This is a genomic window from Flavobacterium sp. Flavsp81 (assembly GCF_059491325.1).
This window is the reverse complement of sequence record NZ_CP168505.1, coordinates 235,807-257,411: the sequence shown is the minus strand read 5'-3', so window position 1 is coordinate 257,411 and position 21,605 is coordinate 235,807. Positions and strand designations below refer to the sequence as shown.

Genomic DNA, 21,605 nt, shown 5'->3' with positions numbered 1-21,605 from the left:
TTTATTCTATTTTATTTTAATGAGTCAGAGGCACTGCTGTGCGCCTCTACGAGATACGTTGTCTTAAAAACGCTTCGACTCCGCTCAGCGTGACAACCGAAAACCTTTGTTCCTCTGAGACTTTGTAACTTTGAACCTATTTAACGAACTCTTTTCTTCCTGTTTGTTTCGTAATCTTCAAAAATCATTTCACCCAACCCTTTTAATCCGGTATAAAATGCTTTTCCCTGATTGGCTTCGGTAAAATGATTGACAAAACGCTGCAAATACGGATCGTTTGCAATCATAAAAGTCGTAATCGGAATATGTAATTTTCTGGCTTGCTGTGCCTGTGTGTAACATTTATCGACAATATATTCGTCGAGACCGTTACTGTTCATATAATAGGAACCATCCCTTTCACGTACACAACTTGGTTTTCCGTCAGTAATCATGAAAATTTGTTTGTTGGTATTTCGTTTTCTGCGTAATATATCCATTGCCAGCTGCAATCCTGCAACGGTATTGGTATGGTATGGACCAACTTGCAAATACGGTAAATCTTTTATGGGAATTATCCAGGCGTCATTTCCAAAAACCAAAATATCAAGGGTGTCTTTTGGGTAACGTGTTGTAATTAATTCGGCTAAAGCCATTGCTACTTTTTTGGCAGGTGTAATTCGGTCTTCTCCATATAAAATCATACTATGGCTGATGTCAATCATCAAAACAGTACTCATCTGCGCTTTATACTGCGTTTCTTCAACAACCAAATCATTTTCGGTCAGCATAAAACTTTCGACACCGTTATTTATCTGGGCATTTCGCAAGCTTTCTGTTAGTGAAATACGTTCCAAACCATCTCCAAAATTAAATTCACGAAATTCTCCGGTATGCTCATCACCATTTCCGGCATGTTTGGTTTTGTGATTTCCGTTTCCGGAACGCTTAAGATTGCCAAAAATCTGATCCAGGGCCTGCTGCCTGATAGCACGTTCTGTTTTCGCTGTGATTCCAAAGCCTCCTGTTCCATCTTCTTTAACCTCGTCTTTTATGTAACCTTTCTTTTTTAAGTCTTCGATAAAATCATCAATTGTATAATTTTCATCGGTAAGTTTATATTCCTTGTCCAGCTCCCGAAGCCAATTTATAGCTTCATCAAAATCACCCGAAGTATGGGTAATTAACTCTTTAAAAATGCCGAAAAGTTTTTCAAACGGAGACTGAAACGGGGCTTCGTAAGTTTTAAAATAAAAACCTTTTTTAAATTCGTTTTTCATAATTTTAAAATTACGGTTTTTTAGAATTACGAAAAAAGAAACGCTTATTAATTTTTAGTTAAAATAACTCAAATCCTATTATTATTCAAACTTTCCATCAACATAAAACCAAGCTTCATTTTCAAATTTAAAAGTCGAAAACTCATAATGGATTTGATGTTTTTGATTGGCATCTAAAAAATAAGCTCTGAATTCTACCTTATTGTCGGTAAAACTTAAAATTTCTAGTTTTTGCCATTTATTACTCGTTGCCCATTTTAGAATTTCTCCTTTCGAATAATATTTACGTTCAGAAACATAAGTTGTTTCCAAAAGATAATCAGCATTATGGGCAGCATAAGCCGAGTATCTGGATCGCATCAAAGCTAAAGGGGTTGGTGCTTTCTGATCATTTTGAAGATACAATCCGCAACAATCTGCAAATAATAAACCGGTATCACAAAAGCATTTTTTACTCTCCATCAACCTGCTCTTCACCATTAAGTTTTACATGCAGCTGATTTAATAAAACCTGATATCTGCTTATTTCTCTTAACTCTTCATCTTCTTCTGCAAAATCCAGCATTTCATCCAATACATCACTTACATCAAGTAATTTATTATTGGCTTCTCTATTATTTTCTGCTGCAATTAAATCTATAATTTCTTGTACGCTCGCTTTTAAACTTTCAAATTTTGTATTCATATTTTCTTATTGTTATTTTTTGTTCAGGTTTCAGGTTTCAGGTTGCGTAACGTAACCTGGAATTTGAAACTTTTTACTCTTCAGTCTTATTTTCGTTAAACTTTTTCACAATTTCCTTTAGCTTTTCCTTGCGTGCAATTACGGCTTGTTTTGCTTTGTCCTGAGCTTTATGAAGTTTATCGTTGTGCTTTTTTATATTTCTTTCGTTGTTGCGTCCCATTATATTTCTCTTTTAATTTCGTCTAAAGTTTTCTCGGTATAAATCAGGTCAGTTATAATTTTTTCTCTCAAAACATCAATATCTTCATCAAAATGTTTTGCCCATGAAGTCAGTTGCTGCAGATTCCTTATTTGTTTAATTCGCTTTGTGGTGTCAAAACTGGTTCTCAGAATTGCTTTTTTATCATACTCCGGATTATTTCTATGCTGATAGGTTACCATATTTTTCTCAAAATCTGCTTCAATATAGTATAATTTCTCCGTTGCATTGTCAGGATAAAATTCACTCCAGGCTGCAAAACCAATTTTAGTTTTCGATTCCGTTTCAGGTTCACGCGCTATCAGGCGCCATTTGCTGTTAGCCAATCTCCCCCAATGATTTGAAACACGATACATTCCAATTTCAGTATAATAATAGGTACTTCCCGCTTTGCTCTCAAACTGCACTTTCAAACCTTCAATTTCATTTGAAAGTACTTCATGAAAAACACAAAAAGTATTTTTAAACGAATTAGGATGTGGCTTAAAGTTTTTTTGCATGTGCAAATATACTGAGATTACCGAACTTAGTTACTATGTTTTATTTTCATTTTTGTCACTTCGACGAAGGAGAAGTCACACTCGTTGCTCCCCTTTAGTGATTTCTCCTTCGTCGAAATGATAAGTTTGTGGTTACGTTGTAATAAAAAATCACAGATATTCACATTTAGAAGATTGAAAAACTTTTGCGAACCTTTGTGTAAAATCTCTGTGGATCTTTGCGGTAAGTTAACAAGCAAATTTGAGCAGAATATTGATTAACTTTGCAGCTTCAATTTAAAATAAAAAATTATGTCTAAAGATTCACAAGAAAAAAAAATGCCTCAAAAAGGAGTTTATACCGGCATCATCGAAAAAGATGAAAACAACAATTATTTTTGTGGTGAATATCTTTTAGATTATAAAATTGCGCATTCAAACTTTACTATTGGAGATTGGATTACAATTAAATCGGTTATCGAAAACCCAAGCGATATCAGTTATGATAAATATCCGAAAAAATCTAAAAACTTCGATAAAGCCAATCATAAACCGGAGAATAAATAAAGCCTCAGGGTTTTCTTGGTTTCAGGTTGAAACAAGTAAAAAAATACTGCAAAGTTCGCAAAGCTTAATAACACAAAGCTTTGCGAACTTTTCGTTTTATAAAACACAATCAAATTTACATCTTACATTTAACTTCTAACATTTAACAAATAACTTTTTCGAATATTTTTTCTATCAAAAGTAAAAAGTTAAAAAAAAGTGTACCTTTGCAAAAAATTTGTCTTTTTGAACAATTAATATCAATTTCAAAGTAATAGACAAGTAGTTACCTTTTATTTATGAAAAAAATAGTTGAATACAGAAAGTTACTAAACGTAGAGAAAACTGCAGAATTAAAAGATTTAAAAACCATTTATCGTAATGCGATGAAAGAAGCTCATCCTGATAAATTTCAAGGTGATGAAGCTGGTTTGAAAGCTGCAGAAGAAAAAAGTAAAGCTATTATTGAAGCTTATCACTTTTTGGTAAGCATTAATCCTGAAACGATTAAAGCAAACTTACCTGAATATACTGAAACTATCGCAACTGCAACAATCACTGATTATAAATTTGTTGAAGGCCGTCTAATCATCGAATTCTCGAACGGAAGTGTTTACGAATACATTAGTGTTCCTAAAGCTACTTATATAAAAATGGTAAATGCAGATTCTCCTGGAAGATTTGCAAAAAGACATATTCTAAACTCTTTTACCTGGAGAAAAAAAACAAATCAGGAATAGATTTATTATCTGATATTTATAAAAGCATTCTGAATTCAGAATGCTTTTTTTATGCTTAAAAAGTATTTAATTATTTAATTCAATTCTGAATAATCGGATAATTACTGTTTTTTCTTCAATTAAAACATCATAAACTACTATATATAAGACAATTGTGCCGTAAAAAACTATAACAAAATTTTAAGTTGCAAAATTGTTGATGTTTTATATTTTTAAATACTTTTGTTGCACAAATCAATTAACTAATTAATTTTTTATAATGAAAAAAATATTTTTTTTACTTACCGCTTCTGTAGCGATAATTTCATGCAGTAAAGTTAAAGACGGAGAATTCCTAATTACAGGAACTGCAAAAGGAATTGAAAACGGGAAAACCATTATACTTCAAGGTCAGGATCCAACAACCATGGCACCTAAAGCCCTTGATACTGTAAAAGTTGAAAATGGAAAATTTGAAATAAAAGGAAAAGTTACTGAACCAGCTTTTCATACTTTAATTATACAAGATTTACAAGGACCGATTCCATTTATCCTGGAAACTGGTGAAATTAAAATTGATGTGGATAAAGATAGTATCCATAAATCAAAAATTTCAGGAACTTACAGCAACGAAGAATTTGTTAAATTCAACGAAGACCTTACTAAAGTTCAGAAAAAATTAATGGATTTCCAGAAAAAAAATTCTCAAACTATGCAGGCTGCCCAACAAAAACAAGATACAGCAGTTATCAATAGTTTAATGAAACAATACATGGCTATTCAGACTGAAGTTCAGACTGAATCAAAAAAGAAATATACCGCTTACGCTGAAACTCATCCAAAATCATTCATTTCTGCTTTAATTATTCAAAGTTTGATTAATGATCCAAGTTCTGATTTCAAAAAGAACGAAGCTCTTTACAATTCATTGGATGAGTCTTTAAAAAATACAAAACCAGGAAAAAGCATTAAAGAAAAAATTGGTCAAATGAAAATGCCTGCAGTAGGTGCTACAGCTCCTGCTATTGGCAACGCTAAATGAAGGTCAGATTTTTCAGCTCCTAATCCTGAGGGGAAAACAATTTCCCTGAAACAAAGTTTAGGAAAAGTAACTATTGTAGATTTTTGGGCTTCATGGTGTGGACCATGCCGAAAAGAAAATCCAAATGTTGTAGCTATTTATAAAGAACTGCACTCAAAAGGATTAAATATCGTTGGTGTTTCACTGGATAAAGAAGCTGACGCATGGAAAGAGGCTATCGCAAAAGATGGATTAACCTGGACACATGTTTCAAACTTAAAATTCTGGGACGAACCAATTGCAAAACAATACAATGTTCAGTCGATTCCGGCAACCTTTATACTTGATGCATCAGGAAAAGTAGTAGCTCAGGACTTAAGAGGTCCGGAATTAAAAGCAAAAATACTTGAGCTTTTATCTAAATAGAATAACAAAATACTCCGGACCTTTATCCGGAGTATTTTTTTTACACAAACCCGGTCCATATCAGTCGGGTTTTCTTTTTAAAAATTAACTCTGGTCGATAATCTTCTTGCCCCAGCTGAATTCGGATGAATTTCATCTCTCCAATACTCAGATGAATTTAAGAGACCTCGATAATCTATAATTTGGCTTTGAAAACGATAGCCATAATAGGTAAAATGATTTTTTATTTGCCACAATAATGCATAAAATCGATCCAATAATCGAATAATGATATAAGATCTTAAAAGTGGATCACTGATTCCTAAGTGGTCAAAAACAGGTTTTATCCAAGGACCCAAAGGTAAATTTAGCCCCCCGACAGAAGGCTGTACTCCAAGCCTGAACAAAGGATAATCATAAGTATGCATATAAAATATTGTGTTGGGAGTGCAATGGGTGTTGACAATATTCCCAAAACCAAGATAATTTCGCATAATCGTATTAAAAATTGACGTGAGATTAGCCGAATTGAAAAGTGCTGTATCGAAAGCGGCCGTATTTAAATATCTTTTATATAAAATACATCTTTGATACAAGCCATCTCCTGCAGGCAAACTTCTAAGTTCATTTAATTTTGCAGCATCTGTAAAGAAACCGGAACTAAAAGTTGTTACTCCCGCATTTAATATTCTGCCAAGCTGTGGAAAAACATCATTCCCGCCTCCGCTAAAATAAATTCGGTCAATTCGATAACCGCTTACATATTGTACAAAATGCGTTCTGTCAGCATACATTTGCAAAGTCGTTTCTCCAAACTTAGCCAAATGCAGGCAATTTAAGTTGAGTCTTTGATTGTGATCTGTAATAGTATCATACAAATCTAAAATTCTGGGAATAGGATAATCCAGCCAGGAATCTCCCTCAAAAATTACATTTAGTGTATTTGCATTTCCGGCGTTTCTTCTGAATAAAAAAGAATTCGTTAAAAACGGCTGATGCAGTGATTCATCTTCTCCTTCTGCCAACGATGCACTGGCTCTGTTTAATTGCTGTAGTGCATTATAAGTTTCATCATTTGGATTAACCAGACCGGTAACCACAATTCTATTGTTAGCCTGAAAATTCAAAATTGAAATAATGGTGCTGTCCGTTTGACTGTTTGCAATAATACCATTGGTCTGTACAGGATAACCTAATGCTTTGAGATAATTCTGGATCTGCAATACATCAGATTCATTATTTACAGCATTCAATCCAACGCTGTTGATTAATACGTTTGCTGTAGCAGGATTATGATTTATAACCGGGGAATTCGAAACTAAATTTTCCATGATAATCTATTTATGTTAGTTTGTTTGGATTAATGTAGCCATGCCCGGCTCTAAAAATCTCAAAACTGTTATCTTTAAAAGAAGCTGTATCACATGCCTTAAAAAGCTTTTTCCGTATTGAAATAATATCAAGATCGGGTTCTTCTTCCAGAATTTTCATTACTAAAGAAGCAACATAGGGTGCTGCCATACTACTTCCGCTTTTAGAAGTCAACTTGTTTGACGCCCTGTTTTCTCTGCTCGAAGACGAACAGGATGATTTTATCTTAAAACCGGGTGCAACAAGTTCAGGTTTCATACGTCCATCAGCCGTTGGTCCGGAACTGCTGAAAGACAAAATAGGCTTTGCATCATCATTTTGATTATAAGCCCCAACAACAATACTGTATTTTGAATTACAAATCGAATTGGTTGTATGGGTTTTGTTGACAATTGCAGGCAAAAATATAGATTGTCCACCGTCATCGCGCTCGATGTAACAATGATATCGTCCGTTTTTGACAGTTCTTCCCACCAATTCAATTGTCCAGAATTTTGAATTTAGTTTGCCATTAACCAAAATATTAATTTGATTTTTACCCGTATTGGGTTCGTTGCATCTGTGTAGGCAAATTCCAACCTCATCATCATCTTTTACAATTAACTCATCTTTAAAGGGTGTTGATGAAAGCAGTAATTTTTGATTATCATCATAAATATTTACACTTAGAATATCATCTCCATGGTACCAAATTTCCATTTCGTTTGGAGTACGATCATGTTTTTTGAACATCCACGGAATTTTAACTTTCTGATTCCATTTAATATCGCCATAGGTATGCGCATTCGCCTGATGATAATTTCCTGTACTTTGCACAATGGCCGTCCCTTTTCTTGTTGTCACAATATAGTCGATAATTTGTTCAAATAAAGTTACTCCCAAATGATGATCGCCGTGACCTCCCAAGCTCATGTTTATTACAAGGGGTCTTTCACCAGCTTGTTTTGTAATAAAATATAAGCCATCACATCCTTTTACCGAATCGCCCAGCGACAGATTAGATCCGTTCACGTAATTGGTTCCCATATCAACAGCTATAATTGAAGCATTTGGTGCAAAACTTTTGGGTGCAACAGCGCCATTACCACAGGCAATTCCCAGCACATGAGTTCCATGCGTACCATTACCAAATAAATCCGATTTTCCCGGATGATAACCCAGTTTCTTAAACGGAAACTCATCTAATAAAGCTTCATTGATCTGTGCCTGACTAATTATCCTTCCATATCCAAATTCATTACCATCATATCGGTCAGATTGCACCCAAATTTTTTCAAAACGTGTTTTTCCGTTATTAATAAAATCGGGATGGCTAAAATCGAACCCAAAATCAATAATTCCAAAAACCACATTCGAAACAGTATCGTTTAAAACTTCATTTTTTTTATCTAAAACCTGGGTTTCAGGATTAAGCTCAACTCCATCATTTACAGGAATCACACTGGGTGCTTTTAGACTTTTTACTTTTTTGCTGTTGTAAATAGAGCATAAATAACGCCGCTGCGTTTGGATACTCACAATTTTCCCAAATTCTGAAATGATTTTGCAATGATCCGGATACTCTTTTTCTTTTTCTAAACGCATTAGCAACGATAATTCTTCGTCGGGATTACCGTATAATATAATTTTGAGTCTTGGATCCATAAGTATGTTTTTAAGGTTGCAGACGCATTTGGTCTAACTTGTATTTAATGTCATACAATTCAGAATTGAGATAGGTGAAATAGAGATTTTCTTCTACCAGAGAAAAGAAAACTACATTTATTTCGTTTTCCTGCGTAACAAAATTGTTGATTTCATTAACATATTGGCTATTTTTAAGATCAACTTTTTTTAATCCTAAAATAAAATCCTGCTCAATTTGGTCCAGTTTCGGAAAATTAACATCTTCTAATACCTTGATAAACAATTCGATTGTTTTATCAATTGAAAAAATCCTTTTCGGAATTAATTCTTTAAACAAAAGATTTTTTTCTTCCTCTGCTTTTTTTGAAAATTTCAGATTACCCGATAAAAAACTCGGGCGAATACAATTGATTTTTTTCAGAATCGCGCTGGTAGTTTTTTCAATTCTGTCTAAAACGATGGTTTCCTGATTAGAGGCTGCCGTTTTCATTTCGGATTATTTTTAACTGCCGTTTTTTGGTTAGAAATATCCTTGGTTCCCACCGAAGTATCCGGAGCCTGATTTGCTTTAGCAATTTCATCCAGTTTCTCTTTGATTTCAAGAATAGATTCATTTATTACAGCATTGCTCTTTTCCAGAAAAGCAATTTTAGCATCTAATTTTTCTGTGATAGACTTATTTAATTCCTCTTTATTGATTTCCAGTTTTTTAGTTATTTCATCACGCAAAATGGTGTTATTAGCTGTAATTTCATTTTTTACAGCTTCCAATGTTACAACTTCTGTCGATTGATTTGTTCCTGATGGTGTAGTTGATGTACTTGTTCCTGCAGGAGGGGTTACAACAGGAGGCGCCGGTAATCCTGTGGTGTTAGACGGTGCCGGAGCTGTTGCAGTCACGGCTGCACTAAATTTCTCTCCTTCTATTTTGGCTTTGTTATCGATAATTAAATAACTCATCAGCGGATTTTCAGAAACCATACCTGTTAAAAGTGCCGTATTGGTTATTTCCTGGTTTCCTGAAACATTGTAGAAGCTCGCTCTGCTGTTTGCTATTATATAATTGATTAATATATTGAATGGATTCATCTTTTATAATTTAATGGTTAGAAATAAAAGGGCAATTGGGTATCAACTGCCCTTTTTACATTTACTTATTCATCATCATCATCATGACAAGTGGCAGCATCATATTATTATTGCCTGTATTACCTTGATTTTGTTGAGACATCATCAATACCATTGGCAACATCATATTATTGTCCGATTTTCCGGAACCTGAATCGCCCATAGTAGTCATCATTGGTAATAATAAAGACATCGTCTGGTCAACATAGATTGGGTTTTTACCCTCGACAACACTGATCTTATCATCTATAACCTTAAGATTTTCCGGAACTAATTTTGGCTGGTTCAATAACGATCCCATCATATTCATCATTTGCATATTTTTCAGGACCTTAGTTTGATTTTCGCCTTTACGGGCATCTAACTTTGCAAGCTCTGTATGCTTTTGATCTAATGCAACCAACGTTTTATTGGTTGCTAATGAGGTTTTCTTCAGCTCATTTACCTGGTTTGAAATAGCATCTAATGATTTTTTCAATTCGCTTTTTGTAGCATAATCATTAGCTCTTCCGCTTAAGGCTTTTCCAAAATTAGATCTTTGTTTCACCGCTGCACTTACGTTAGGTCTGATCCCTTTTATGGAAGGTCTTTTTTTTACGGCCTCATCATAACTTTCGTCATAACTTTCCAGTAAATCTTCACCTAAAAGATCTTCGTTGAAATAATCTTCATTTAATAAATCTTCATCTAAATAACTTTCGAAATAATTCATAATTTTAAATATTAATGGTTAATTTTTATTGAAATAATGTTTGTTATATTTCTGGATTGCGGGTTGAATATATTTATTGAAAAGAATAAAATCCGGAATACTGTTGCCTGGTTTTCCCGTTCCGAAACATTCGGAGCAATCACTGTTCTCGCCAAAACACTCGGTACACGCACCCATAGCTTTTGCTAAATCATCATTTTGATTTAATTCAAATTCCAATTGAAATTTCAACCCTTCGATAATGGTAAAAAGTTTATGATTGATTTTTTTTAGTTTCCTGATTCTTTCCTCAAGTTCTAAGTCAATTTTTGGAATTTCTTTTTCCACTTCAGGTTCTTTTTTTTCCATCATGGGTTGCATGAGCTCAAAATATTTAGCCATTTCAGGATTGTGTTCTTTCAAATATTCTAAATAAGCATCCATTAGTATAACTTTTAGGTTTTATAAACTTGCAATAGAATTTTCAAGTCTATTGATTCTGTTAGGAGTATTTGTGCCAACAAACTGACCATATTGATCAATATAGTAATCTTCAGTCGGGATTAATCCTCCGTTGTAATACTCATATAAAATGTTTTCGGTCAAATAATTGACACTCTCTATCAATTCTGCAAAAGAGTGGCTTTCAATTGGCGAATTTGGACTTGCAGTTCCTAAACTTTGCTGAGCCTGTCCTGCCTGAAATTGCGGATTATTAATAATTCCACCCAACTGATTGTATAAACCTTGTACTCTGCTGATATCCTGTGCTGCCTGCGGGCGCAATTGTACCGGATTGTCCTGTACATATTGCTGAATTGCCGGAATAGCAGCTCTCCCCGCATCGGCCAAATAACGAGTGGTATTACTCCAGGTCTGGCCAACTTGTGAAGGTGCCGGTCTGCGTCTGTAATTGTTGTTATTAGCAGGTCTGCGTTGCTGCTGAGGTGCAGGTCTGCGTTGTGGTTGTGACTGACGGCTATTGTCTAACGCAGTACTTCCGGCTCCTGCCAAATTACTAACCAGGCCACCCAAAGCTCCACCAATCTGAGGTGCCCCGAAATAAGTACCTATAGCAGTTCCTGCAATTGGAGCAACGGCTGCAACACCGCGTAAAACCCCTGAACCAATACTGCTGGCTACATTTCCTAAACTGGACCAAAATCCTTCTGCTTCACTTTCAGACATTTGATCTACTCGTGATAAAAGGACATCTTCTAATTCGCTTTCGTTTAAATTAGCATATTCCGGCCCTAAAACATATCGTACAGCCTCAAAATAATTGTCTTCGCTGAATGATTCTCCCTGAAAAACTTCGTGATATAAACTCATAATTTTAGTATTATAATTAGCTCTTACTCTTTTATAGGCTTTTCAGATTTCGCCTGCCCATTTTGTGCACAAAAATGAACGATGTAAAATTGTTTCATTTAATTTTCTTACAAAACAGTGTTTTAGCCCAAATTTTTAAATAAATTTGCCCTACAAAAAAGGGTGTATTTCCCCTTGTCAGTTGTAGGAATTAAAAATAATTTTGCATAAAACATTTTATTTAAAACACTATTTAATAATCAATTAACCTATTAAAATAATTATGGAAAGAGAATCTGGAAGACCAACTCAATTAATTACAAAAAAATTCGCGAGGGAATTACATTTGAACTTTATGAAATATCGGGCCCGCATAATTGCTAAATACATTAACAAAGAGGATTCAAATGCTGTTTGGTTTTCTTTAGAGGAGCTCGAAAATTATATTCATTATATCAAGACTAAAGGCGAGAAAAAAGGATATGATGTAAACGGAATCCGTTTTTACTTTGGAGTATATCCTGATGAGAGAAAATATGAAGAAAAAGCAGGCTTGATGACCATTTTTTTAACAGCGACCGGAAAAAAGATCAAAACAACCAAAACAGCGGACGTGCAGACTTTTGCTTTAGTTCAGGAAATGGAGAATCCAGATATATCAAGCATCGAACCAATGAACTATGGAAGTATTGGAAAACCGCCTAGTTTAATATACTAAAAAAATTATGTTTGAATTTTTACGATTTTATATTGTCTATTTAGCTTTATTTTCCGGAATTATCGGGTTGATTTCATGGCATAAACTTCCTGTCAATAAAGCTAAATTTTTAGTAATTTTGATTTGGTTTTCTGTCATAATAGAAAAAGTCGGATATTATTTTACCGCATGGACAGGCATACTAAATTATTATGTGTTTAATTTTTATATGCTGGTCAGTTTTTGTGCCTATATCTTACTTTTAAGGAGTCTTTTATTAAAAACAAATTATAAAATAATAGCAATTCTTTTTTTGCTACTGTTTATAATATCCTTTTTTATGAATATTTTATATTTCAAAGAAGACTCAAATCGTTCTTATACATATAGTTTTGCCATTGGGGTACTGTTAATTATGATACTATCCTGTTTATATTTGGTAGAAATTTTTAATTCAGACAAAATATTAAATTTTAAAAGATCAGTCTTTTTTTGGTACATATTGGGAATATTAGTCTTTCATGTACCTTTTGTGCCCTTCATGCTTGCTTTAAACTGGTTTTTGATCAAACACGACGAATCTGTTTTTAGTTTGGTAGTGTTTATTTTAAATCTCCTGGCTCACAGCTGCTATATTATTGGATTCTTATGGAGCGAAAAGAAATACAATTATTAGTCATTTCGTTAAGTATTGTTTTTTTAACTTTACTTGTTATTCTGCTTGTTATATTCTTTTATTTTTTGAAAAAGAAAAACAATTATTTGGTTGAAAAAATGGAATCAGAACTCTATTTTCAATCTGAATTAATTAAAACCAGAATTGAAATTAAAGATCAGACCCTAAGCGAAATCAGTAAGGAACTCCATGACAATATCGGCCAGATAGTTTCTGTTGGTATTATGCAGCTCAATATCTATCTGGATAACGGACAACCAATTCAGGCAAATGAACTGAATGATCTTAAAGGAATATTAGCCAAATCACTGGATGAGATCCGGATTTTATCCCGAATCATTAATAAGGATAATTTATTGCATAGTAATTTTATCGAAGCCATAAAACAAGATCTTGAGCGTATAAAAAAACTAAAAAACATTCAATACAATTATAATCTTACGGGAGAAATACCCCAGATTAGTCAGGAACATGATTTATTTATTTATCGAATTTTTCAGGAAGCTGTGCATAACAGCCTTAAACACTCTCACAGTGATTTATTTGAAGTGAGTATTAATACAACTGATGCCGTTTTTCGATTAAAAATAAAAGATTTCGGAATTGGTTATGATACAAGTCAGATAAATTCCGGATTAGGTTTAAACAACATGAAATTAAGAGCCAAGTTAATTGGAGCAGTCTTAATAATGGAATCAGATTCATCAGGAACAACCGTAACTTTAGATTACCCTTTAATCAAAACCAATGAAATCTAACACTAAAAGCAAAATTATTATTGTTGATGATCATCAGCTTTTTTCACAATCACTCGAACTTTTAATCAACAGTTTTAAAGATTTTGAAGTGATCAATCATTTTGAGAATGGCAAAGTATTCATTTCGTATTTACAAGAAAACGTCGATACAGAAGTCGACTTAATTTTATTAGATGTCAACATGCCTGTTTTAGATGGCGTAAGCACAATGAAATGGATCAAAGAAAACAGGCCTAATTTAAAAGTGATTGCCCTTTCACTCAATGATGACGAAGAAATTATTATAAAGATGATCACTAACGGCGCAAAAGGTTATTTGTTGAAAGATACTTCGCCGGATATATTTAAAGAAGCTATTATTTCTGTAATTGAAAAAGGCTTTTATTTTACGGAATTAGTTTCGGGAATGCTGGTCAAAAAAGTCAATGATGATTCTAAAAAAATCAATTTAAAAGAAAAAGAAATCGTTTTTATAAAACACGCCTGTACCGAAAAAACATACAAAGAGATTGCTTCAGAAATGTGTTTAAGTCCAAAAACAATAGATGGATACCGGGAATGTTTATTTGATAAACTGGAAATTAAAACCCGAATTGGATTGGTTTTATACGCCATTAAGCATAAAATTGTCTTAGTATAATATCTTCTAAATCAAATTTTAGGAGGGCATAAAAAAACCTGCTCAATTTCTCAGGCAGGTTTATTATATATTTATAAAGAGTATTTCTTTTTTTAACTCTTTATTACTTTACAAATTCAATTTTTTGAACTTCTTCTTCATTAACACTATCAAAGAATCCTTGTTCGTTCATCCAGTCATCACTAAATACTTTGCTCATATAACGAGATCCGTGATCTGGAAAAATAGCAATAATATTACTGTCTTTAGTAAATTCTCCTTCTTCAGCATACTGCTTAATTGCCTGCATTACTGCTCCCGAAGTATATCCTACAAATAAACCTTCTTTTCTGGTAATTTCTCTGGCTGTATGTGCACTTTCTTCATCAGTTACCTTGATGAATTTATCGATAATATCAAAATCTGTAGCTGATGGAATAAGGTTTTTTCCTAAACCTTCAATACGGTACGGGTATATTTCTTTATTGTCGAACTCTTTTGTTTCATGGTATTTTTTCAATACTGATCCAAAAGCATCTACACCTAGTATTCTAATATTTGGATTTTGTTCTTTTAAGAATTTTGCAGTTCCGGAGATTGTTCCTCCTGTACCACTGCAAGCAACAAGATGTGTAATCTGACCTTTTGTTTGTGCCCAGATTTCAGGGCCGGTGGTATTGTAATGAGCATCAATATTTAACTGATTAAAATATTGATTTATGTAAACAGAACCTTTAGTCTCTTCGTGTAAACGTTTTGCTACGTTATAATAAGATCTTTCGTCGTCTGCAGAAACGTGAGCCGGACAAACATATACTTTCGCTCCTAAGCTCCTCAACATGTCAATCTTATCTTTGGATGATTTTGAGCTTACTGCCAAAATACAGTTGTAGCCTTTTATAATGCTTACCATAGCTAAACTAAAACCTGTATTTCCGGAAGTTGTTTCAATTATGGTATCACCTGGAGATAAAATTCCTTTCTTCTCTGCTTCTTCAATGATATATAATGCTATCCTATCTTTTGACGAATGTCCCGGATTAAAAGCTTCTACCTTTGCGTAGAAATTTCCTTCTAACCCTTCGGTGACTTTATTTAGTTTAATAAGCGGGGTGTTACCTATTAATTCTAAAACATTATTATAAGCATTTATTTCTTCTTTCATAAAAAAATAGTTAATCAAAGGTATTTTTAAATAACCTCGATAGGTTGCAAATTTAACAAAAAATTTCTAATTAGCTTTTAATTTTCTCTAAATCTAATAAAAAACTAAATTCCTTTGCTAAGTCTTTTAAAGCCTCAAAACGTCCTGAAGCTCCACCATGTCCGGCATCCATATTGGTATCCAGGAACAAAAGATTATTATCAGTTTTTAAATTTCTCAATTTAGCTACCCATTTGGCTGGCTCCCAGTATTGTACCTGCGAATCATGCAATCCTGTAGAAATATACATATTGGGATATTTTTGTTCTTTTACATTATCATAAGGCGAATATGACAACATATAATCATAATATTTTTTATTATTCGGGTTGCCCCATTCGTCATACTCTCCTGTCGTTAATGGAATACTATCATCCAACATCGTTGTAACCACATCCACAAATGGTACCTGCGCAATGATTCCATTGTACAATTCCGGTGATTCATTTGCTATAACTCCCATCAATAACCCTCCGGCTGACCCTCCCTCTGCATACAAATGTTCAGGAGAAGTATATTTCTCGTTAATAACAAATTTAGAGCAATCAATGAAATCTGTAAAGGTATTTTTCTTTTTTAACAGTTTTCCGTCTTCATACCATTCTCTTCCCAGGTCCTCACCTCCTCTGATATGGGCAATTGCATAAACAAATCCACGATCTAATAATGAAAGTCTGGTTGACGAGAAATAAGCATCCATTGTGATTCCATACGAACCATAAGCATACAGCAGTAACGGATTTTTACCATTTTTCTCTAATCCCTTACGATAAACCATAGAGACAGGTACTTTTACTCCATCTCTTGCCGTTGCCCAGACACGTTCTTCAATATAGTTATCCTTATCAAATTTACCTCCTAAAACCTGTTGTTCTTTTAAAATTTCCTTGGTTTTAGTTTTCATATTAAAATCAATCACAGAAGATGGCGTTCCCAGCGACTGGTAACTGTACCGCAAAATGTCAGTATCAAAATCAATATTGGTTGTTGTGTAAGCATTGTAAGTTTCGCTTCCGAAAGGCAAATAATAATCAGGTTCGCCATTCCAGGGCATGATACGAATGTGATTCAATCCGTTTGAGCGTTCTTCAACGACCAAATAATTCTTGAAAATTTCGATATCCTCCAATAAAACATCTTCCCGATGCGGAATAAGATCTACCCAATATTTTTTTGCAGTTTTGTTTTCAGGCGTTTTCATCAACTTAAAGTTGGTCGCCTTATCTTTATTTGTTAAAATATAAAATGAATCTTCGTAATGCGAAATACTATATTCCAAACCACGTACACGATGCTGAAAAACTTCAAATTCTCCCTCAGGGTTGTCTGAGTTCAGAATTCTGTATTCAGTCGTTAGCGTACTTCCTGATCCTATTACAATATATTTTCTTGATTTTTCTTTACTTATCGAAACATTAAAAGTATCATCGGTTTCATTAAAAACCAAAACGTCATTTTTCGAATCAGTATTTAATTTATGTCTGAAAACTTTATCTGCTCTTAAGGTAACTTCGTCTTGTTTGGTATAGAAAATAGTCTGATTATCATTTGCCCAAACTGATCCGCCTGTAGCATTTTCGATTTTATCGGATAAAATTTCACCTGTTTCCAGGTTTTTGATCTGAATGGTATAAATTCTTCTTCCAACAATATCAACACCAAAACTTACAAATTTATTATCCGGGCTTATACTTAAACCTCCTAATTTAAAGTAAGCATGTCCTTTTGCCATTTCGTTGCAATTGAATAAAATTTCTTCATTTGCTGAAAGGCTTTCTTTTTTTCTGGAAAAAATCGGATAATCCTGCCCTGTTTCAAAACGAGTGATGTAGTAATAGCCGTTATAAAAATAAGGAACTGATGAATCATCTTCTTTAATCCTGCTTTTCATTTCTTCATACAAAACATTCTGAAGATCTTTTGTATTTTTGGTCATGCTCTCGTAATAAGCATTTTCCTGATTTAAATAATCAATAACTTCAGGGTTCTCACGGTTATTCAACCAAAAATAATTATCTATTCGGGTTTCTTTATGCTTTTTTAGGTTCTTTGGAATTACTTTGGCTTGTGGGGCCTTTATATTGTTTGGCATGGATTTAAGCATTAGTTTTTTTAATACGAAGCAGCAAAAGTACTATAATCGCAATAGAACAGGATTAATATTTTCTTAAAATATTGTATTGATATAATACAGCAATATACTAATTTTGTATGAAATAATTTAAAAATCAACAAAATGGATTTAATGGGAATGATGGGTAAACTTAAAGAAACCCAACAAAAAATTGAAGATACAAAAAAGCGCTTAGATACTGTATTAATTGATGAACAAAGTGCTGATGGATTATTAAAAGTGACGCTGACAGCTAATAGAAAAATAAAATCAATTTCTATTGATGATTCTCTTTTAGAAGATAAAGAACAATTGGAAGATTACTTAATTGTAACACTTAATAAAGCTATTGAAAAAGCTACAAGCGTCAACGAAAGAGAACTTGACGCCGTTGCAAAAATGGATATGCCAATGATTCCTGGAATGGATAATCTTTTTAAGTAAAAAAGTTATGAGTTAGAAGTTATTAGTTCAAAAGTTTTGTATCACTTAACCTTCAACCAATAACTTTTAACTTTTGTCTAAAACTTCGAAAGTGTCTCCAACACATACGTATGCATAACTTCCCTATAATCTAAATGAGTTACAATGCGAAGTTTATTCTGTCCCATGGAGCTTATTGAGATATTTTTTTGTTTTAATTTTTCTATTAAAAGCTGATCACTATACCCTTCAGCTAAAGAAAAAATCAAAATATTGGTTTCTACAGGTTCTATTGAAGACACCCAGACCTTGGTACTCAAAACTGCTGCGATTTCTTTTGCTCTTCGGTGATCCTCTGCCAGTCTTTCAATATTATGGGCCAAAGCATATAAACCGGCTGCAGCCAAATAACCAACCTGACGCATTCCTCCTCCAAGTATTTTCCTGATTCTCAACGCTCTGTGAATATCAGCTTTAGATCCTAACAAAACAGAACCAATCGGTGCACCTAATCCTTTTGACAGACAAACCGAAATAGTATCGAAAATAACTCCAAATTCTTTAGGGTTTTGTCTTTTCGCTACTAATGCATTCCAAATTCGGGCACCATCCAAATGAAATTTCAGATTGTTGGCATCACAAACTTTTTTTATTTCTTTTAAATCTTCTAATTCATAACAGGCTCCGCCTCCTTTATTAGTGGTATTCTCAACACAAACCAAACTGGTTAACGGGCTATGATAAAATTCAGGATCATTGATTGCAGCGGCCACCTGACTGGCAGTTATCATTCCTCTGTGTCCATCTAATAAACAGCATGAAACACCGCTGTTAAAAGAAACTCCTCCTCCTTCATAATGATAAACATGTGCATATTTATCAGCAATTAATTGTTCTCCCGGCTGCGTATGTAATTTAATCGCTGTTTGATTAGCCATAGTCCCAGAAGGAAAAAAAAGTCCCGCTTCCATACCAAAAAATTCAGCTACTCTGGTCTCCAATTCAATAACCGTTGGATCCTGTCTGTATACATCATCACCCACATGAGCGTTAAACATATACTGCAACATTTCGTGTGAAGGTTTGGTAATAGTGTCGCTAATTAAATTTATTTCCATATTCTAAAAACTATATCTTATTTTTGCACAACAAAATTACGTATTACTAACAGTTATTCCCCGAAAGTTTTATAATTTTTCGCTGTGAATTGCTTTAGAACAAAATAACGTAATATTTATAAGAAACATATAAAACTACTATTAATTTATGACAACTACCGAACAAGTAAAAGGTATTGTGGAGCGCCTTGGTGCGTTGAGGAGGTATCTTTGACGTTGATGCCAAACTAATTGAGATTGCAAACGAAGAAGAAAAAACTTTCGCTCCCAACTTCTGGAACAATGCAAAAGAAGCTGAAATCATTGTAAAAAATCTTCGAAACAAAAAAAAATGGATTGAAGATTACAACAAAGCTATCGATCTTACGGATGAATTGCAGCTTGCTTATGACTTTTATAAAGAAGGGGAACTTTCTGCAGAAGAATTAGACGAGCATTATACTGTAACGCAGGCGCATATTGAGAACATTGAGTTCAAAAACATGCTTTCAGACGAAGGTGACAGCCTAAGTGCCGTGGTACAGATTACTGCCGGAGCCGGCGGAACAGAAAGTTGCGACTGGGCAGGAATGCTGATGCGTATGTATATGATGTGGGGAGAAAGCTATGGTTTTAAAATCAAAGAGCTGAACTTTCAGGCTGGTGAGGTTGCAGGTATCAAAACTGTAACTTTAGAATTTGAAGGAGATTACTCTTTTGGATATTTAAAAGGAGAAAACGGCGTACATCGTTTAGTACGAATCTCACCTTTTGACAGTAATGCCAAACGACATACATCATTTGCTTCAGTTTATGTATATCCGCTGGTTGATGACAGTATAGAAATTGATATTAATCCTGCAGATATTGAGATTACAACTTCCAGATCCAGTGGAGCCGGAGGGCAAAATGTGAATAAGGTTGAGACTAAGGTACAATTGGTACATAAACCGACAGGAATTCAGATTCAATGTTCTGAAACCAGATCACAGCAGGATAATAGACAACGCGCCATGCAAATGTTACGTTCTCAATTGTATGAAATTGAACTGAAAAAACAACAAGCCCAACGCGCCGATATTGAAGCTGGAAAAATGAAAATCGAATGGGGTTCGCAAATACGTAATTATGTAATGCAACCGTATAAATTAGTAAAAGACGTTCGCACGGGTTATGAAACCAGTGATGTTGACGGCGTAATGAACGGAAACATCGATGCTTTCCTAAAAGCGTTTTTAATGATGATGGGACAAAGAGGAGAAGAATAGTTTCTAAGGTATTCAGTCGCAGTTTTTCAGTTAACTGTGACTGAATACCGAGACTGATAAACTAAAAAAAAAGTTATGATAAAGTGGGCAGATGTAATTCATTTTACAAACAAAGGAAATCCAACTCCCGAAAAAAGGGTTGAGAAAACAGAAGAAGAATGGAAACAGCTTTTAACTCCTGAAGAATATCAGGTAACACGTTTAAAAGGTACTGAAAGATCTTTCAGCTCTGAACTTTGCAGTTTATTTGATCCTGGAATCTACGAGTGTAAATGTTGTGGCACTTTGCTTTTTGATGCAAGTGAAAAATTTGAATCAGGAACAGGCTGGCCTTCTTTTACACAACCAATTAAAGAAAATGCTATTGCATATAGCGCCGATAAATCATACGGAATGATTCGTGTTGAAGTTGTTTGTAATACCTGCGATGCGCATTTGGGGCATGTTTTTCCCGATGGTCCACAACCAAGCGGTTTACGTTATTGTATCAATGCCGTATCTTTATCAAAAATAAAAGAATAATTTTTAGTTATTTTTGAAAAGCGATTCCTTTAATTAATCAAAGTGAATCGCTTTTTATTTTAATTCAATTTTCAAACATGCAAACCTATATTGCTTTTCTGCGTGGTATAAATGTAAGTGGTCAAAAACTCATTAAAATGGAAGTTTTAAGAACCATTCTTACAGAACTTCCCATTCAAAAGTGCAATACTTATATTCAGAGTGGAAATATTATTTTTAAAAGTTTACTTACTAATACTTCAGAATTAGAAAATTTAATTACAAATGCCATCGAAGAGCATTTTGGATTCCAGGTTCCCGTACTTATTCTGACTCTTGAAGAATTGCAAAAAAGTGCCCAACAAAATCCTTTTCAGAAACTAGAAGATCCTACTCAGCCATATGTAACTTTTTTATCTGACATACCCGAAATCACAAGTATTAACGACTTTGAAACAACTGACTTTAAAGAAGATAGATTCTTTATCATTGGTAAAACAATTTACATTATATATGACAATCCGGGTGGAAATTCCAAACTGACAAATGCTATTATCGAACGTAAACTAAAAGTTCGGGCAACCACCAGAAATTGGAAGACCGTCAATAAATTGATAGAATTAATGTTAAATTTGTAATATTTCAGTCGTTATTTAATATACTATATAAAAAACATGACAATAATATTAGGTAATTAAAATCTAATTGAGTTTATTTGGCAAAAATTCCCCCAATAACTCAATTAAATT

Annotated in this window: 25 protein-coding genes and 1 pseudogene; 11 read left to right on the top strand and 15 right to left on the bottom strand. The window is 33.7% G+C overall.

Going from position 1 to position 21,605, the window contains the following annotated elements; all coding sequences use genetic code 11:
- Window positions 1-140: 140 nt before the first annotated feature.
- From ACEN92_RS01130 to ACEN92_RS01110, 5 genes are all read right to left on the bottom strand, one after another.
- Window positions 141-1,259 carry a vWA domain-containing protein gene (locus ACEN92_RS01130; RefSeq protein WP_495640532.1) on the bottom strand — a complete coding sequence of 373 codons (1,119 nt, stop codon included), beginning with the start codon at window positions 1,257-1,259 and terminating at the stop codon, window positions 141-143.
- 81 nt (window positions 1,260-1,340) lie between these two features.
- Window positions 1,341-1,721, bottom strand: coding sequence for a YchJ family protein (locus ACEN92_RS01125; RefSeq protein ID WP_495640531.1), 381 nt, complete (start codon window positions 1,719-1,721; stop codon window positions 1,341-1,343).
- Window positions 1,711-1,944 (bottom strand): hypothetical protein, encoded by a 234-nt coding sequence (locus tag ACEN92_RS01120; RefSeq protein ID WP_441765861.1) that lies wholly within the window; start codon window positions 1,942-1,944, stop codon window positions 1,711-1,713. Before ACEN92_RS01120 ends, ACEN92_RS01125 begins: the two co-directional genes overlap by 11 nt.
- Window positions 1,945-2,017: 73 nt before the next feature.
- Window positions 2,018-2,164, bottom strand: a complete 147-nt coding sequence (locus ACEN92_RS01115) for a hypothetical protein (RefSeq protein ID WP_007806803.1) — start codon at window positions 2,162-2,164, stop codon at window positions 2,018-2,020.
- A complete protein-coding gene (locus tag ACEN92_RS01110; protein ID WP_495640530.1) occupies window positions 2,164-2,703 on the bottom strand; it encodes a hypothetical protein in 540 nt (179 codons plus the stop codon). The genes ACEN92_RS01115 and ACEN92_RS01110 overlap by 1 nt, the downstream gene beginning before the upstream one ends.
- Before the next feature lie 291 nt (window positions 2,704-2,994).
- Between ACEN92_RS01110 and ACEN92_RS01105 the strand changes: the two genes are divergently transcribed.
- From ACEN92_RS01105 to ACEN92_RS01090, 4 genes and pseudogenes are all read left to right on the top strand, one after another.
- Window positions 2,995-3,249: a hypothetical protein gene (locus ACEN92_RS01105; RefSeq protein WP_495640529.1), complete on the top strand. Its 255-nt coding sequence runs from the start codon at window positions 2,995-2,997 to the stop codon at window positions 3,247-3,249.
- A gap of 278 nt (window positions 3,250-3,527) precedes the next feature.
- Complete coding sequence (locus ACEN92_RS01100) at window positions 3,528-3,968, top strand: KTSC domain-containing protein (RefSeq protein ID WP_495640528.1); 441 nt, start codon at window positions 3,528-3,530, stop codon at window positions 3,966-3,968.
- A gap of 259 nt (window positions 3,969-4,227) precedes the next feature.
- Window positions 4,228-4,989: a DUF4369 domain-containing protein gene (locus ACEN92_RS01095; protein WP_495640527.1), complete on the top strand. Its 762-nt coding sequence runs from the start codon at window positions 4,228-4,230 to the stop codon at window positions 4,987-4,989.
- 18 nt (window positions 4,990-5,007) lie between these two features.
- Window positions 5,008-5,394 (top strand): annotated as a pseudogene (locus ACEN92_RS01090) (TlpA family protein disulfide reductase); the annotation flags it as partial.
- A 77-nt stretch (window positions 5,395-5,471) separates the two neighbouring features.
- Here the strand turns inward: ACEN92_RS01090 and ACEN92_RS01085 are convergent.
- From ACEN92_RS01085 to ACEN92_RS01055, 7 genes are all read right to left on the bottom strand, one after another.
- Window positions 5,472-6,704, bottom strand: coding sequence for a peptidoglycan-binding domain-containing protein (locus ACEN92_RS01085; RefSeq protein ID WP_495640526.1), 1,233 nt, complete (start codon window positions 6,702-6,704; stop codon window positions 5,472-5,474).
- 10 nt (window positions 6,705-6,714) lie between these two features.
- Window positions 6,715-8,388 carry a S8 family serine peptidase gene (locus ACEN92_RS01080; RefSeq protein ID WP_495640525.1) on the bottom strand — a complete coding sequence of 558 codons (1,674 nt, stop codon included), beginning with the start codon at window positions 8,386-8,388 and terminating at the stop codon, window positions 6,715-6,717.
- Between the two features lie 10 nt (window positions 8,389-8,398).
- Window positions 8,399-8,860: a hypothetical protein gene (locus tag ACEN92_RS01075; RefSeq protein WP_495640524.1), complete on the bottom strand. Its 462-nt coding sequence runs from the start codon at window positions 8,858-8,860 to the stop codon at window positions 8,399-8,401.
- A complete protein-coding gene (locus ACEN92_RS01070) occupies window positions 8,857-9,459 on the bottom strand; it encodes a hypothetical protein (protein WP_495640523.1) in 603 nt (200 codons plus the stop codon). Before ACEN92_RS01070 ends, ACEN92_RS01075 begins: the two co-directional genes overlap by 4 nt.
- Window positions 9,460-9,520: 61 nt before the next feature.
- Window positions 9,521-10,210, bottom strand: a complete 690-nt coding sequence (locus ACEN92_RS01065; RefSeq protein WP_495640522.1) for a hypothetical protein — start codon at window positions 10,208-10,210, stop codon at window positions 9,521-9,523.
- 18 nt (window positions 10,211-10,228) lie between these two features.
- On the bottom strand, window positions 10,229-10,633 hold the full coding sequence (locus tag ACEN92_RS01060; protein ID WP_495640521.1) for a hypothetical protein: 405 nt from the start codon (window positions 10,631-10,633) through the stop codon (window positions 10,229-10,231).
- Window positions 10,634-10,651: 18 nt separating this feature from the next.
- Window positions 10,652-11,521 (bottom strand): hypothetical protein, encoded by an 870-nt coding sequence (locus ACEN92_RS01055; protein ID WP_495640520.1) that lies wholly within the window; start codon window positions 11,519-11,521, stop codon window positions 10,652-10,654.
- Between the two features lie 262 nt (window positions 11,522-11,783).
- Here ACEN92_RS01055 and ACEN92_RS01050 point away from each other — a divergent pair, with 262 nt between their 5' ends.
- The 3 genes from ACEN92_RS01050 (at window position 11,784) to ACEN92_RS01040 (ending at window position 14,271) form a co-directional block, all read left to right on the top strand.
- Window positions 11,784-12,218, top strand: a complete 435-nt coding sequence (locus tag ACEN92_RS01050) for a hypothetical protein (RefSeq protein ID WP_495640519.1) — start codon at window positions 11,784-11,786, stop codon at window positions 12,216-12,218.
- A 753-nt stretch (window positions 12,219-12,971) separates the two neighbouring features.
- The gene (locus ACEN92_RS01045; protein WP_495640518.1) at window positions 12,972-13,631 is read left to right on the top strand and encodes a sensor histidine kinase; all 660 of its coding nucleotides are present in this window, start codon (window positions 12,972-12,974) and stop codon (window positions 13,629-13,631) included.
- On the top strand, window positions 13,621-14,271 hold the full coding sequence (locus ACEN92_RS01040; protein ID WP_495640517.1) for a response regulator transcription factor: 651 nt from the start codon (window positions 13,621-13,623) through the stop codon (window positions 14,269-14,271). Before ACEN92_RS01045 ends, ACEN92_RS01040 begins: the two co-directional genes overlap by 11 nt.
- A 103-nt stretch (window positions 14,272-14,374) precedes the next feature.
- Here ACEN92_RS01040 and capA read toward each other — a convergent pair whose 3' ends face one another.
- Window positions 14,375-15,415, bottom strand: a complete 1,041-nt coding sequence (gene capA / locus ACEN92_RS01035) for a cysteate synthase (RefSeq protein WP_495640516.1) — start codon at window positions 15,413-15,415, stop codon at window positions 14,375-14,377.
- A 70-nt stretch (window positions 15,416-15,485) separates the two neighbouring features.
- Window positions 15,486-17,546: a S9 family peptidase gene (locus ACEN92_RS01030; RefSeq protein ID WP_495640515.1), complete on the bottom strand. Its 2,061-nt coding sequence runs from the start codon at window positions 17,544-17,546 to the stop codon at window positions 15,486-15,488.
- A 144-nt stretch (window positions 17,547-17,690) separates the two neighbouring features.
- Here ACEN92_RS01030 and ACEN92_RS01025 point away from each other — a divergent pair, with 144 nt between their 5' ends.
- The gene (locus ACEN92_RS01025) at window positions 17,691-18,011 is read left to right on the top strand and encodes a YbaB/EbfC family nucleoid-associated protein (protein ID WP_007806829.1); all 321 of its coding nucleotides are present in this window, start codon (window positions 17,691-17,693) and stop codon (window positions 18,009-18,011) included.
- 77 nt (window positions 18,012-18,088) lie between these two features.
- Here the strand turns inward: ACEN92_RS01025 and ACEN92_RS01020 are convergent, their stop codons facing one another.
- Window positions 18,089-19,108: a threonine aldolase family protein gene (locus ACEN92_RS01020; RefSeq protein ID WP_495640514.1), complete on the bottom strand. Its 1,020-nt coding sequence runs from the start codon at window positions 19,106-19,108 to the stop codon at window positions 18,089-18,091.
- 148 nt (window positions 19,109-19,256) lie between these two features.
- On the opposite strand from ACEN92_RS01020, the gene prfB reads away from it, so the two are divergent.
- From prfB to ACEN92_RS01005, 3 genes are all read left to right on the top strand, one after another.
- A protein-coding gene (gene prfB / locus ACEN92_RS01015) for a peptide chain release factor 2 (protein ID WP_495640513.1) occupies window positions 19,257-20,355 on the top strand; the annotation gives its coding sequence in 2 pieces (ribosomal slippage) (window positions 19,257-19,319 and window positions 19,321-20,355; 1,098 coding nt in all).
- Window positions 20,356-20,430: 75 nt separating this feature from the next.
- Window positions 20,431-20,877 (top strand): peptide-methionine (R)-S-oxide reductase MsrB, encoded by a 447-nt coding sequence (gene msrB / locus ACEN92_RS01010; RefSeq protein ID WP_495640512.1) that lies wholly within the window; start codon window positions 20,431-20,433, stop codon window positions 20,875-20,877.
- 77 nt (window positions 20,878-20,954) lie between these two features.
- Window positions 20,955-21,494 carry a DUF1697 domain-containing protein gene (locus ACEN92_RS01005; RefSeq protein ID WP_495640511.1) on the top strand — a complete coding sequence of 180 codons (540 nt, stop codon included), beginning with the start codon at window positions 20,955-20,957 and terminating at the stop codon, window positions 21,492-21,494.
- Window positions 21,495-21,605: the final 111 nt, after the last annotated feature.